The organism is Herpetosiphon sp. (assembly GCF_003512625.1).
Lineage (GTDB): Bacteria > Chloroflexota > Chloroflexia > Chloroflexales > Herpetosiphonaceae > Herpetosiphon > Herpetosiphon aurantiacus.
Genome location: NZ_DOPT01000109.1, coordinates 33,411 through 48,247 on the forward strand (window position 1 = coordinate 33,411; position 14,837 = coordinate 48,247).

Genomic DNA, 14,837 nt, shown 5'->3' on the forward strand with positions numbered 1-14,837 from the left:
CACTGTTTTACTAAATGATCAGAGGTCGTTAACTGGAGTCATCACGCTTTGACGTGGGATGGCGAGGGTAAAGGTCGAGCCAATGCCAGGCTCGCTCCAAACCCGAATATCGCCGCCAAGCAGCCGCGCCAAGTGGCGACAAAGCGCCAAGCCCATACCTGTGCCATCATAGCGGCGAGTGCTTGAGGCATCAAGTTGGCTGAATTCAGCAAATAAGAGCGGCAAATGCTCATGATCGATGCCAATACCTGTGTCGCAAACCTCGAATGCGAGCATCTCTGGGTCAAGGCTATCAGGGGCAATCGTTAGCCGCACTTGACCATGATCGGTAAATTTATTGGCATTATTCAGCAGTTGGAAGATAATCTGACGCACTTTCGAGCTATCTGAATAGACCCACGAGGCATTAGGATCGATCTTAATTTCAAGTTGATTGCTGCGTTTTTGAAATTGGGTGCGCAAACTAAGTTCCAACGAATTGGTCAGCATTTCAAGATCAACATCGTCGTAATGTACATTTGATGCGCCTGATTCTAAGTTGGATACCTGCAAAATTGTTTCGATCACATGCAGTAAATGGCGACCTGCGCTGCGAATTTGGCGGGCATCATCAGTCGATTGTTGTTGGTTGGTTGCGCTCAGATCGTCGATGAGCAGCTCGCTATAGCCAATAATGGCATTCAGCGGGGTGCGTAATTCATGGCTCATCATGCTCATAAAGGTGCTTTTGGAGCGACTAAACACCTCGGCAGCCAAGGCGCTACTTTTCAGCGTATGAATTTCTTGGCTATCTTTGAGCAATTGTTGAGCTAGGCGTACCAGCTGCTGCACATGATTGATTGTGGCATTGATTTGTTGTTGACTGAATGTGCTAATTTGCTCCAACGCCGTGCGATAACGCTCCCAATCCAGCCCCAATTCTTGGGCATAACAACGATGCCATTGCCAATCGATTGGCTCTTGGGCGATAAAATTGCGATTTTCGATTGTGCCTAAAACGTGATCATTGCTAATGACTGGCACGACCAGCCAGACCAAACCACCATGATGTTGGGCGATGACTGGTTGTTTGGTTTCATAGGCTTGTTCGCGAGCTTGCTCGATGGTTTGGCCCAGCTTGCGCCAACCAGCATGCTGACCAATTAATTGATAGAGCGAATCATCAGCGAAGCATTGACGCTGGCTTTCGTGAAACCGTTGATAATGCTGTGGCTCCAAGAAGTGGTCAAGTCCCAAGCCCGCGCTGGTTTGTAGATCAAAGGCAATTTTGGTTAAATCACGCAGGCTGGCCAAGGTATCCCACAAGGTATTGGCTGGTAACAGATCAAAAATAGCGGGCAATGGTTGCTGAATATGGCGCAAGTGGGCGGCGATGCCTTCGCAAGTGCTCCAATCGGCGGCAAGATAGGCCATGGTCGTAATTTGCGGCTTGCCGCTGGGCTGGCCGATCAGTCGAATCGCGCTGGTTCGCACTGGATTGAAATGAGCAGCATAAGCACTGAAGGGCTTACGATCGCCGCGTTGCGGGCTAAAATGGTAATTCGGCGTGATCTGCAAATCGTCAACTTTATGCCAAGCGCCCTCAGCATCGCGATATTCGACCTGGAGCGAAGTCCACCAACCATGATCATCAAACATGGGGCCATGCATCCAATAAACCACATTTAATTTGGTAGGCTTGGGAAAGGTCAGGGCATACCAATCGGGCGCATTATCGGGCTTAATTTCATAGGTATCGAACCAATGGCGATAATTGCCACGTTGGGGGCCAAATAATAAAAAGCGTGGGTCATCGACTCCATCGCCAGCCGGATGGCGCACCGAGCAGCTTGCCCGCACGCCATAGGCATAACTTGCTAAATGTTGAGGCGATGTACGCCGAATACATGTTGGATGATCGAAAAGATAATGCATAGCAGGCCCTCCCAAATGCCCATGATGCATCTATTGTACTCAGCTACGATGGCTGATAGAATTGATTTTGCTAATACCTTAGTCCCGACTGTAGGGTGGGTTTTTGTCTATGCTGCTCTCAAGCGTGGGGCATGACTAAGGTTCTGAACCAAAATATTGATCAATTGTTGTCGAAGCTTAACTTGACGTTACCCGTAAATATTGCTAAAAATGAATCCTGATGCTAGAATAGTAGTTAGAATCATTCTAAGGTTGAAGCACAATGGCAATTATGCAACCTGAAGAGCGGGCGCGTCGCCTATTACGCGAATTGGAACATCATGGCTATCGGCCAACGCCGCAGCGCGAGGCGGTTTGTTGGGCATTGGCTCGCCATGGCGGTCATCCTACTGCTGCCGAGATTGTCGAAGTCGTTAAGCAGCATGGCATTGGTCAGGCCACAGTTTATAACACGATTACAACCTTGGAAAAGCTGGGGGTTATTCAGTCGATGCCGTTGAATACCGATGAGCATACCCGCTATGATCTCGATACAACTCCGCATATGAACTTTGTCTGTTCACAATGCGGCGCGATTATCGATTGTCATGCACCACAGCTTGATTTGATGCTGGCGCAGATCGCCTCAACCGCCGGAGCGACCTTTGAAGCGGCCAATGTGGTGGTCTACGGGCGTTGCGAACGTTGTAAAAATTAAATCAGTAAAGAGTGCTTCGGCACTTTTTATTTACACTCAATTTAGAATGATTCTAAATAAAACTAATAAAACAGGTTTAATAGCCGAAATTTTTTTATCAGCAATTTAGAATGATTCTCATTGCTAAGGAGCAGGTATCATGACTACCACAAGTGTTAATAGCCGCCACCTGCATGCTGAGGCCCAAGCTGAGCTTGATGAACTCGCAGCATTGCCATGGATGATGCGCCTGACCGCGATTTGTTTGATCGCTACAGGTTTGGGCTGGGTTGCGGGGAGTTTTGCGGGCGTGCCAACATGGTTGCCTTGGCTGTTGTATGTGGTAGCGTTTGCCAGCGGCGGCTGGTTTCCGCTGGGCAATGCCTGGGAAAGCCTGCGCCAACGCGAATTCGATGTTAATTTCTTGATGATTGTGGCCGCAATCGGGGCGGCGGCAGTTGGTCAGCCGCGCGAAGGCGCAATTTTGATGTTTTTGTTTGCGCTTTCCAATACGCTTGAAACCTATGCCATGGGTCGCACTCATCGGGCCGTCAATGCCCTGCTGGAGATGGCTCCCGACCAAGCAACCCTGATCGCTGCTGATGGTACGCAACAAGTCGTGGCCGTGGCTGATTTAGCGATTGGCGATCGGGTATTGGTACGGCCTGGCGAACGGATTCCAGTTGATGGGATTGTGCGGATCGGCGCTTCATCAATTAACGAAGCCGCAATTACTGGCGAATCAGTGCCAGTTGATAAAGGCGCGGGGAGCAAGGTATTTGCTGGTACTCTCAATACTACTGGCGCTCTCACCATTGAAGTAACAGTAGCAGTTGGCGATACGACCTTGGCGCGAATTATCGAGACCGTAGCTGAAGCTCGCAGTCAAAAAGCCAAAGCCCAAGATTTTACCGATCGGGTGATTGGTCAATATTATGCCTATGCTGTCGTCGTGATGACCTTGTTGGCGATTGCGATTCCCTTGCTATTTCTCGATTGGAGCGTTAAAACCACGCTCTACCGCGCAATGGCACTGATGGTTGTGGCCTCGCCCTGTGCCTTGGTGATTTCAATTCCAGCGGCGATGCTTTCGGCCATGGCCAATGCTGCCCGCCACGGGATGTTGTTCAAAGGTGGGCGCTATCTTGAAGCTGCCGCTAAAATTAAGGTCGTGGCCTTGGATAAAACTGGTACGCTGACCACAGGCCAATTGAGCGTGATGCAAACTGTGGATCTTGGTCAACGCCCAACGGAACAATGGCTAATCGCCGCAGCAGCGGTCGAAGCCTTCTCAGAACATCCCTTGGCCAAAGCGATTGTCGCCCATGCTCAAGATCAGAAACTGAATGTCCCAACTGCGGTTGATTTCCAATCGATCACTGGGATGGGTGCCCAAGCGGATGTGCATGGCGAATTGGTGCAAGTTGGTCGGCCCCGTTTGTGGGGTGAGGCTGTGCTAGCCCAAGCTGCCAAACTCGAAGCTCAAGGCGCAACCGTGATCGGGGTTGGCACAACCGAACAAGCCTGGGGCTTAATTGCCTTGGCTGATACGATTCGGCCTGATGCCAAGCAAGCGATTGCCGCGCTGCACGCTGCGGGTGTTGAACGAGTGGTGCTGTTGACTGGTGATAATCAAGCCGTAGCACAGCATGTGGCCAGCCAAATTGGCATTGATGATGTGCGTGCCGAACTGTTGCCTGGCGATAAAGCCCAGATCATCGAAGAATTACAACAACGCTATGGCCCAGTTGCGATGGTTGGCGATGGCGTGAATGATGCCCCAGCCTTGGCCACGGCCCAACTTGGTGTGGCAATGGGCGTTGCTGGTACTGATGTAGCCGTGCAAAGCGCCGATGTGTTGTTGCTGAGCGACGATTTGCTGAAATTGGCTGAAGCGTTACGGCTTGGCCGCCGCACCCAACGGATTGTTTGGCAAAATATTGCCTTTGCTGGCGGCGTGATTGTGGTGCTGATTGCTTCAGCCTTGTTTGGCAATATTGCCTTGCCGTTGGGCGTGGTTGGCCATGAAGGGAGCACCTTGTTGGTGGTTGCCAACGGCTTGCGCTTGCTACGACGCTAACCAAAGAGCATAAAGGCCAAAAGCAATAGCATTGCCGCTAACATAAACCATGCTAAAGGGTCCTTGCGCAATTGACGATTCAAATTGGGCAAGGGCTTTTTGTAGGTATATTCGTAGCCACAGTCAATGCACTGAACAAAATAACGGAACATGTGAATACCAGATGTCAGCAACGGTTGCATTGACTGTTTTTTGCTACCACACTCAGGGCAAGCAAAACTGGCGTGGGTTTGATCTGCTTGCGGAACATGATAATCGGCCATGTTTCTGCTCCTTGGTTGGCTTGGGGCAAGCATTAATAATGGGGAACAACACTGTTCCCCATCATAGCATGGCCAAAATTGGTTGAGAAGAGCGAATTTAGCGCCGAATACTCCAAGCAATGCCTGCCTGCAAGCTGCTAAATGTAGTAAGTTGGTTCAACTGCTGGCCGAAGGCAACTAACGATTGAGCAATCTCTGGGCTGAGGCCGGTTAGCACCAATTGAGCACCAAGCAAGCGCACAGCCTTGGCGGCCTTGAGCAACATTTCGGCGGTAAAGCCATCAATTTGAGCGACTCCAGTAATATCGATGATCGCGATCCGAGCGCGTTGTTGCTCAACTCCTTGCAATAATGTGCCCAAAATGTGGTTAGCCCGTGCCTGATCGATCGCGCCGACCAAGGGCATCACCAACATATCATCGCGGAAGGGAATCAACGGTGTAGCTTGTTCGGCGATTACAAATTCTTGGGCTTTGATTAATTGCTCTTGGAGTGCTAGTTGTTCAGTTTGGGCTGCCAGGGTATTCGCTTGCAGTTGGTTGCGCTCGGCTTCAGCGGCTGCGGTTGCTCGTTGCGCTTGTTCGAGCACATTCAAGGTTTGATTAATGCTGGTCGCCAAACCCGCAACCTCATCGTTGCCCACCACTGCTACCCGTTCATTCAGATTATTGGCAACGTGTTTGATTTCGCTGCTCAAGCGCAACACACGGCTGATGACCACTCGATTGAGCAAAAAGTACAACACAAAGCCACCAACTGCGGTTACCAGAAAGGTCAAAATTACTACAAACTGCAAGGCATGATGGCCTTGGTTGTAGATTGTGCGTGGCCGAATAATGTTGATAATCAGGGCTGGGTTGCCTTGGAGATCGTTGATTTGCTGTAAGCCACGCAAGGCATGCTCATCGATTGGGATGATTTGGCGGGGATTGACATCACTCAATTGCTGAATGCTGCTTGTCAGATCGCTTGGTGGATTCAGCACATCTTCCAAGCTGAAAGGAAATAGAGTGACCGCAGCTAAATCATTAAGCACCTGTTGATCAAGATAGCGCCCAAAAATCACTGTGCCGCGAATTGGCCCTTGGCCTTGGCTATCAATAATCGGGCGGGCAGCAACCAAGACAATGCGCTCTTGAAAACGTACAATGCCTAAATTACGTTGGCTGGGGTCACTAAACGTCGTTAGTTGCGGAATTTGCTGCACAAATGGCAAAAAGTTTGCTGGTAAATCATTAAATGTATCTGCCTCGGCCATTCGTCCATACACCAAGGCTTGTTGCTGGTTGAGAAAGGCCATAATATTAAATTTATAGGTCGCGAAAACATCATCGCCAGCATTGTTGCTAATGTAATCAGCATCGGGAGCCTCGATAAAGGCATACGTATCATCCCAGGTTGACCATGAAACCAAGGCCGTGTCGAGGCGATTTTGCTCAAACTGCAAAGCATTCAACACCCGATCAAGGTCGGTTTGCATTGAGGTTGTTTCTAGCTCGGCAAACGATTGGAGCAACAAGATACGCAGCGGAAAAATGAGTACCGCTACCAGCAGCACGAGGCTGGCTCCTAGCACAATTTTGGTTTGGCGACGCAGCGAGGTCGTGCCAGTTGATGGCGCAGATGTCATAATACGATGCAACCTATCTAGATTGGCTGGGTAGAATTGTGCGCCTATGATAGCACGTTCTCTGCTTGGTTGGGATAGGTTACTTGACCCAGATTAAACCTCGCAAGATATAAATTCACACGAAAGCTGAAACCGCGAAGGATACGAAGATCGCGAAGGCTGCTTATTCCAAAGTTCTGACCCCTGGCCCCCAACAGCTAACCCCTATCATCCTCTGCGCCGCTGCGTTAAAACCTAACCCACTCACTTCCTGACCCCTGATCCCTAGCCCCTGAACCCTCGCTCTTCATCCTTTACCTTTACTCAAATTACCCCCTAGCAATTTGAGTAAAAATTTTTTATAATTATATAATTGATTTTCCCTCAACGGTGTGCAATATTCATAGTTCTCTCGGGGCACACCCCTACCACAACCACTTGGAGGTCGGCATGCGATTATTTCATGGTCTTTTACTGATGAGCTTAGTCTTGCTAAGCTTCGGCGGTGCTGCTAGCAAACCACCTAGCACCACAATTCCACCCAAGTTGTATTTACAACGCGGCACGATCGATCTCAAAGTGGTTAATCAAGCCAACCAGGCTGATCCATTATTGCAGACAGTTGGGGGGTATGCGGTTATTCAATTTAGTGGGCCTGTGTTGCTCAAGCAGCGGCAAGCACTTGAAGCTACGGGGTTGAGCATTATTGAGTATCTCCCTGATTACGCCTATTTAGTTCGTGGCTCAGCTGCCCAACAAGCTGCTGCCAGCCGAATTGATGGTTTTTATGCGCGTGGCGATTGGACGTTGGCCGATAAGTTTCATCCTGGGTTGTTGAAACTGATGCGCACTGGTGCGTATCAAGGTTTGGCGTTGCAGACGATTGGTTGGGATAACCAACTGACCACTGCTGAACAAGCAGTCAAAGCCCAAGGCTTGAAGCTTGATGCCATTAGCACGATCGATCAACTGATTCAGTTGGCCCAAATTAATGAAGTGCGCTGGATCGAAGTGGCGAGTACGCCGAAATTATTCGACCAATATGCGCGGCAAGTTCAGCAAGTTGAGCCTGTTTGGACTGATCGGCAGTTGTATGGCCAAAATCAAATTGTGGCCTACACTGACACAGGTTTGGATACTGGCTCCTTGACAACCCTCAACAACGATTTTACCAATCGGATTCTTGCGACCCAAGTGCTCTCGGCTGGGGGGCATTGGGATGATAACCATGGCCATGGCACGCACGTTGCTGGCTCGATTGCTGGTAACGGCGCACTTTCTGGCTCAAACCCAGCTACCCATACCTATACCAACTCGATGGCAGGGATTGCGCCTGAGGCCAAGTTGGTTGTCCAAGCGTTTGAAGCAACTGCGACCGGCGATATTATTGGCTTGCCAACCGACCTCTACCCAATGTATCAGCAAGCCTATGATGCTGGAGCACGGATTCATAGCAATAGCTGGGGCGATGCAACCGGGCCAGTCAGTGATACAGAAGCTGCATTTGGGGGCTACCCCTATAATGCGCAACGCACCGACCAGTTTTTGTGGGAACACCCCGATTATACAATGTTGTTTGGGGCTGGTAATAGTGGGGTCGATGGAACCCCGAGCCAAGCAATCTTTTGTACTGGTGGTAATGGCGTTGTTGACCCGGACTCGTTGCTCGCACCTGGGACTGCCAAGAATGTGATTACGGTTGGGGCTAGTGAAAGCCCGCGCCCAACGGGTGGTTATACGGGTGTGCCTTGGCTTTTATTGAGTTTTTGCTTTGCCACCGCGCCAATTAACACGGATACTCTTTCTGATGATGCTAATGGGATAGCGGCATTCTCATCACGTGGGCCAACTGATGATGGCCGGATCAAGCCTGATTTGGTTGCCCCTGGCACGAATATTCTTTCAACTCGCTCATATGGCAGTGGGGCTGGTGCCTTATGGGGTGTTCATGAAACCAATGCCAATTACCTTTATTCGGGTGGTACGTCGATGTCCACTCCGTTGGTTGCTGGTACGGTTGCCCTCATCCGCCAGTGGCTGGGTATCCAAGGCTTGCCTAATCCTAGTGCCGCAGTCATCAAATCAATTGTTCTGAATACGACCGTTGATATTGCGCCCGGCCAATATGGTACTGGTGCAACTCAAGAAATTCCTTACAACCGCCCCAATAGTGTGGCTGGTTGGGGGCGTAGCAATTTGAGTTTTATTACCAAACCAGCGCCCTATCATTTGTGGGTTGCCGATCAGACGACTGGCTTGAATACAGGCCAGATGGTAAGCTATAACCATACTGCCAGCCAACCCCTAACCGTGTTGACCAATACCCAACCGCTGCGAGTTATGCTCAACTGGACTGATCCACCAGCTTCGTTGGCAGCCACCCAACAATTGGTTAACGATCTTGATTTGGTGTTGATTGGGCCTGATGGTACGCGCTATTATGGCAATAATCAGAGCACTGGCGATCGCACGAATAATACCGAAGGTGTGATCATTAATAATCCCCAAATTGGTGCATATCAGATTGAAGTTACTGCCCATAATGTACCTATTTCTAGCCAAGCCTATGGCTTGTCAGTCGCTGGCCCATTGCGTGAAGCTACTGGCGGCGGTACGCCAACTCCAACCCCAACCGCTATAGCAACCGCAACAAATACGCCAACCAACACGGCGACCAATACACCAACCAACACGGCGACGAATACGCCAACCAACACGCCAACCAATACGCCAACCAATACACCAACCAATACACCAACCAACACGCCAACCAACACGGCGACCAATACACCAACCAACACGGCGACGAATACGCCAACCAACACGCCAACCAATACGCCAACCAACACGGCGACCAATACACCAACCAACTCGCCAACCCCCACCAATCTGCCAACTGTGACCACGACAGCGGTTACAAACGAGTATGATGTTTGGATACCATGGGCGAGCAAATAAACGAAGCCTGACTAAAAACGCGATCAACTTAACTTGGTTGATCGCGTTTTTGTTTGCCCAAAAATCCCCCTTGACAGTCAAACTTGGTTTAGTTATACTCTTGATTGAACGTTCAATCAAGTTTTTGGGGTATGGTATGACTGATGAACAACGTGAGCGGCGCGAGGCAATTCTGGAGGCGGCGCGAGCCGAATTTGCTGAAAAAGGCTTTCGCGGAGCTACGATCAAATCGATTGCAGCACGGGCCAAGATTCAGTCGCCTGCCTTGATCTATTGGTACTTTCCAAATAAAGATGCTTTGCTGGAAGCCGTGATGCAAGGCCAACTGCCGCTGCTTCAACAGATGCAATCACTTGATGGGTTGTTCGATCAGCAGCCACGGCAATTGCTGGGCATGTTGGCCAAAGGCTACCTGCAAGCAGGTGATAATCCGCATACTGTGCAAATGATGCGGGTGCTCTTGGGCGAAATGCTACTGGGCCGCAACCCAACCGAGTTGCTTAATCAACAGATTGTGCCGCAGATCAAGCAATTTCTTGAGCGCTACTTGGTTCATCAAATTCAGCTTGGCCGCATGCGCCAGCACGATACCCGCGCCAGCACCCGAGCTTTTTTGGGGATGCTCATGCCCCAAATGTTGAGCAAAGTGATTTTGCCAAGTTTGCAGGCCGATGGATTAACCGATGACGAACATATTGCCACGGTTATTGATATTTTTCTGAATGGACTTAAGCCAGAGGAGTAAACCCATGAACGCAGTTGAAGTTCGGGGACTCACCAAACGCTACGGCAATGTCCAAGCCCTTCAAGGTGTCGATTTGACCGTCCCTGAAGGCATGATTTTTGGTTTGCTTGGCTCGAACGGCGCAGGTAAATCCACCTTGATTAAGGCTTTGGTTGGTGCACTCAAGCCCAATAGCGGTGAATGGCAGGTGCTTGGTCTTAACCCATTGCGCGATCAAGCCAAGCTCCGCGCCTTGATTGGCTATATGCCGCAGGGTGTCGCACTGTATGAAGATCTCTCGGCCCGCGAAAATTTACGATTTTTTGGCAGTGCTCACGGCGTGCCCGCGTTGGAGCAACGGATTCAGGAAGCACTTGAATTTACCGAATTAACCAGCCGCGCTGATCATCCAGTCTATGGTTTTTCGGGCGGGATGAAAAAACGGGTTTCGTTAGCCTGCGCTCTGTTGCACAAACCACGCATGCTTTTTCTCGATGAACCGACTGCGGCAGTCGATCCGCATCTTAAGGTGCGTTCGTGGCAGCTCTTTCGCGAATTAGCCAACGCTGGCACAACCTTATTTATCAGCACGCACCTGATGGATGAAGCTTTGCTCTGCGACCGCCTCGCTATTCAACAAACTGGCAAAATTTTGATTGTTGATACGCCGCAAGCGATTTTGGAGCATGGCCAAACCCGATTAACTATCAAACAGGCTGAGCAAACCAGCGAACAGCAGATTGCCAGCACACCCAACGCTTTAGCCGAAACCTTGCACAGCTATGGCCTGAATCCAACGATCCAAGCTTTGACCTTGCACCCCGATTCGTTGGAAACGATTGTGCTGCGCATGCTACAAAAAAGCGAGGTATCGCAATGAGCCGAATTTTAGTTGTTGCCAAACGGGTATTAACCCAACTTCGCCATGACAAGCGGTTACTTGGCTTGTCGGTTATGGCTCCGTTGTTGATTATTTATCTGTTGAAAATTTTCTTTGATACCATGCCCAAGGGCTTTAATAATGCCCGCTACATTATGCCGATCACGGCCTTTATGGTGCATTTTTTGGCATTTTTGCTCTGTGCAATTGTGTTGGTGCAAGAGCGCACCGCCGGAACTTTAGAACGTATGTTTATCAACGGCTTTCGGCGCATTGAAATTATTGGTGGCTATGTGCTGGGTTATATTCTGCTCGCCACTTTCCAGGCGGCAATTGCCTTGGCGCAAGCTTTGTGGTTATTCGATTTGAGTTATGCGTGGGGCGATTTGGCGATGTTGTTTGGGGTAATTTGGCTGCTGGCGATTACCTCAGTGATGCTCGGGATGTTTATCTCGACGTTTGCGCGGCATGAAGGCCAAGTTTTCCCCTTTATTCCGATGATTATCTTGCCGTCGGTGTTTCTTTCGGGCTTGTTGATTAATCCTGAACAACTGCCAACATGGGCCAATTGGCTGGGTCATGCCTTCCCATTGTTTTATGCCAACGATGCAATTCAAGAAATCATTGGTAAAACCCCTACGAGCAGTGTGATTTGGACGAATATGGCGATTCTGGTTGGCTATGGCTTGTTTTTATTGACCTTGGCTTCGCGTACTTTAAAAGATGTAGAGTAAGCAAGCATAGAGAGTATAAATTATAGAGGGCAATTGGCTCGAAAGGTTATACTTATAAAGCCAATCGCCAAATCAAATATGGTTTATGTTCTATGTGCTATGTTCTTCGAATAGGGTGGAATCGCGATTAAGCTCAAGCAAAAGCCCAAAATAGCCACCTCAAAGACCATGCCAGTCCACATATGGGTAATCCAGTTTAGACCCATACTAGCCATAATGATCAAGTAGTAACCAAGAAACAAGCTTGCTGGCAGCAGGCTACAGACCAAGCGCACCGCCAAGGGTCGCTGTTGATTGATCTGCCACGTATGCATTGCAATATCAGCGAGCAAGCCGACAATTGCTGCCCAAACGACCACTGGCCAATAGGCTTGCGAACTTTGATTGTGGACAAACCAAATCAGGCCAGTGCTGCCACCAATTAATAACGTCATTGCCCCGAATGGTAAGGGCCAGAAACGCAGCGAGAGCAGCAAAATTCCAATCAACACCAGCGTGGTGATAATGCCAGTGCTGATGCCGCGCATATCAATATTCGACATGGTTGATTCAAGGTACGGTTCGGAGAGAAATGGCGCATTCACAATGGGGCTAGCATATTGGGTAAAGAAACTGACGGCAGCCATCAAGAAAAACAGTGACATCACCATTGTGCCCAAATCACGCCAGCCCCGCAGATTTGCGCCCGCTTGGGTTTGGAGCCAGGCAGTGCGTAACGGAGCAGTGCCAAACAACATCGCGCCGCTGATAATCATCAAATGCGGTGGGCTGAATAAGGCATCAAGCCGTAACTCAAAACCAAACCATTCATGCCACATCAAATCGAGTGGAGCCGCAAACGAAAAGAGGATAATCCCAAGCAGTGCGGGGAAATAGCCTTGCGGCAGTGCTTTGGTGAGCGGGTATTGGCGGTACATATTGCGAATTTGGACTGTGCCAATCACGGTTGTAATGCCCAGAAAACCCGAATAAAGCACGGCATGCCACGGCGAGAAAAACGTATCGATCAATTGCTCGGCATGGGCCAAACCATCAATAAACAGGCCAATCAGTAGCCAAATGCTGAAGACGATGCACAAAACATCAAGGCGCTTGCTGAATGGCGGATAGCCCGTAGGGGCCGGATTCAGCCGTGATGCAGTGGTTTTGGTTGGGCCGACCGTTGCCATTCTTGGCCTCCTTGAGGTTGATAGTGCGGCGGCGATAAAGAGCTAGCAGCTTGGATGCTAATTGCAAGAATGGCTCGACCGCCTTGTCATAAGATATGCCAATAGTAGCATAGATTCAACAATCGGCGATAGCCAAAAGGTAAACGCTAAGTAAACCAAAAGGTGCTATTGAGCCTAGTTTTCCTACACTTAAATTAAACGCACTCCATCGACGAATGGAGTGCGTTTGAACTTTCTAACCGATTGATTTAGGCAGCTTTGCTCGGTGCTTCGTAGGGTGGAGCCACCAAGAAACTCAGAATCAAGCCAACAATTGCTACCTCGAAAATCATGCCTGTCCACATATGGGTAATCCAGGTGAGGCCAGGCCCAGCCATAATAATTAGGTAATAGCCTAGGAAGAAGCCAGCGGGCAATAAACTACATAACAAGCGAATGCCTAAGCGATTATGACGATCGATCTTCCAATAGTGCATAGCGCAATCGGCAGCAAGGCCAATCACCACGGCCCACACTAAAACAGGCCAATATTGCATAACGCGGGAGGCCCGCATCGCCCACAGCAAGAACATACTGCCACCGACCAGCAGCGTGATCGAGCCAAATGGTAAGGGCCAGAAACGCAACGATAGCAGCAAAATGCTAATTAAGACGAAGGTGCTGATATGGGCTGAGGCGATGCCCCACAGGTCAGCCCGATACATCTCAATTTCTGGTGCACCAACATAGGGCAATGAGAGCCATTTGGGTGAGGCCAAAGGATGGGCATATTGAGTCATAAAGGCAGTCGTGACCATGAGAAAAAACAGCGACATCACCATTGGCGCTAATCCGCCCCTCCAGCCTGCTAATTTTTCGCCTTGCTGCATGCGAATCCAGGCGGTGCGCAATGGAGCGGTTCCAAATAACATCGCGCCAGAAATTAGCATCAAGTGCGGCGGGCTGAGCAAAGCATCAAGCCGCAACTCAAAGCCAAACACATCATGCCAAATAAAATCAAGTGGGGCGGCAATCGCAAATAAAATGATGCCCACGAGTGCCAGCAAATAGCCACGCGGCAAGGCTCGCCAAAGTGTATAGCCTTTGTACATATTGCGCAGTTGCAGCCCACCGATCCACAAGGCTACCGCCAAAAAGCCTGAGTAGAGAATCAAGTGCCATGGGGTGAAGAAGGTATCCACGGCGTTAGCAGCATGGGCTGCGCCATCAGCGAACAAGCCAATCAGCCACCACGCTGCAAAGACCATTGACATAAAATCAAAGGTGATACTTGATGGTGGATATTCGTCTGGGCGAGGCAAACTCGAAACATTCCGACCAATCCGTCCGATTGAGGCCATATCAAACCCCCTAATTCTTGATAGTGTCAGACCGCTGCGGATACGTGGGGTGGTAGCCTTTCCACAAGCATGGGGGAAATGCTGCTACTGGTCGATGTCGCTGCTCAAACGTGGAGTAGCCCTATTATGCCATAAAATCATAGTCTAGTGGTAGATTATGCAGAACATAGAGCAAAGAGCATAGAACATAGCATAGGGATCAGGGGCTAGAGGTCAGGGGTCAGTTTTGATCCACGAAGGGCACGAAGCCCCCGGAGTAATTAGGCTATAGGCTTCTGACCCCTGATCCATGACCTCACAAGGGTAGGTTTTAACAATCATGGGGTTGGATTCAGCGTCGATTGGCATGCTGTGCTGATCAGGTACATCGTCACATGGATCAGGGACATCATCGGCGATGCAGTTATCGGTGTTTAATCAAGGCTAGAACACCCGACTGACCATACCGACGATGTGGATGGATTCACCGACGATGTACCTGATCCGTACA

Annotated in this window: 11 protein-coding genes; 6 read left to right on the forward strand and 5 right to left on the reverse strand. The window is 49.8% G+C overall.

The annotated features are described in order from the left end of the window. Window positions 1-18: 18 nt before the first annotated feature. Complete coding sequence (locus DEF47_RS24870; RefSeq protein ID WP_012190557.1) at window positions 19-1,914, reverse strand: sensor histidine kinase; 1,896 nt, start codon at window positions 1,912-1,914, stop codon at window positions 19-21. A gap of 262 nt (window positions 1,915-2,176) precedes the next feature. On the opposite strand from DEF47_RS24870, the gene DEF47_RS24875 reads away from it, so the two are divergent. Both DEF47_RS24875 and DEF47_RS24880 read left to right on the forward strand, forming a co-directional pair. Continuing rightward, window positions 2,177-2,611 carry a Fur family transcriptional regulator gene (locus DEF47_RS24875; RefSeq protein WP_012190556.1) on the forward strand — a complete coding sequence of 145 codons (435 nt, stop codon included), beginning with the start codon at window positions 2,177-2,179 and terminating at the stop codon, window positions 2,609-2,611. 139 nt (window positions 2,612-2,750) lie between these two features. Then, window positions 2,751-4,670 carry a heavy metal translocating P-type ATPase gene (locus DEF47_RS24880; protein ID WP_012190555.1) on the forward strand — a complete coding sequence of 640 codons (1,920 nt, stop codon included), beginning with the start codon at window positions 2,751-2,753 and terminating at the stop codon, window positions 4,668-4,670. On the opposite strand, the gene DEF47_RS24885 is transcribed toward DEF47_RS24880, so the two are convergent. Both DEF47_RS24885 and DEF47_RS24890 read right to left on the reverse strand, forming a co-directional pair. Continuing rightward, complete coding sequence (locus tag DEF47_RS24885; protein ID WP_041304580.1) at window positions 4,667-4,933, reverse strand: hypothetical protein; 267 nt, start codon at window positions 4,931-4,933, stop codon at window positions 4,667-4,669. The two genes, DEF47_RS24880 and DEF47_RS24885, sit on opposite strands and share 4 nt — an antisense overlap. Window positions 4,934-5,030: 97 nt before the next feature. Further along, window positions 5,031-6,563 carry a CHASE4 domain-containing protein gene (locus DEF47_RS24890; protein ID WP_012190553.1) on the reverse strand — a complete coding sequence of 511 codons (1,533 nt, stop codon included), beginning with the start codon at window positions 6,561-6,563 and terminating at the stop codon, window positions 5,031-5,033. Window positions 6,564-6,992: 429 nt separating this feature from the next. On the opposite strand from DEF47_RS24890, the gene DEF47_RS25300 reads away from it, so the two are divergent. From DEF47_RS25300 to DEF47_RS24910, 4 genes are all read left to right on the forward strand, one after another. After that, on the forward strand, window positions 6,993-9,500 hold the full coding sequence (locus tag DEF47_RS25300; protein ID WP_012190552.1) for a S8 family serine peptidase: 2,508 nt from the start codon (window positions 6,993-6,995) through the stop codon (window positions 9,498-9,500). Between the two features lie 136 nt (window positions 9,501-9,636). Next, window positions 9,637-10,245, forward strand: coding sequence for a TetR/AcrR family transcriptional regulator (locus DEF47_RS24900; protein ID WP_287045387.1), 609 nt, complete (start codon window positions 9,637-9,639; stop codon window positions 10,243-10,245). 4 nt (window positions 10,246-10,249) lie between these two features. Then, a complete protein-coding gene (locus DEF47_RS24905; protein ID WP_012190550.1) occupies window positions 10,250-11,104 on the forward strand; it encodes an ABC transporter ATP-binding protein in 855 nt (284 codons plus the stop codon). Then, the gene (locus DEF47_RS24910) at window positions 11,101-11,838 is read left to right on the forward strand and encodes an ABC transporter permease (protein ID WP_012190549.1); all 738 of its coding nucleotides are present in this window, start codon (window positions 11,101-11,103) and stop codon (window positions 11,836-11,838) included. The genes DEF47_RS24905 and DEF47_RS24910 overlap by 4 nt, the downstream gene beginning before the upstream one ends. A gap of 83 nt (window positions 11,839-11,921) precedes the next feature. Here DEF47_RS24910 and DEF47_RS24915 read toward each other — a convergent pair whose 3' ends face one another. Further along, on the reverse strand, window positions 11,922-13,007 hold the full coding sequence (locus DEF47_RS24915) for a hypothetical protein (protein WP_012190548.1): 1,086 nt from the start codon (window positions 13,005-13,007) through the stop codon (window positions 11,922-11,924). 248 nt (window positions 13,008-13,255) lie between these two features. After that, window positions 13,256-14,347, reverse strand: coding sequence for a hypothetical protein (locus DEF47_RS24920; protein ID WP_012190547.1), 1,092 nt, complete (start codon window positions 14,345-14,347; stop codon window positions 13,256-13,258). Window positions 14,348-14,837 lie beyond the last annotated feature (490 nt).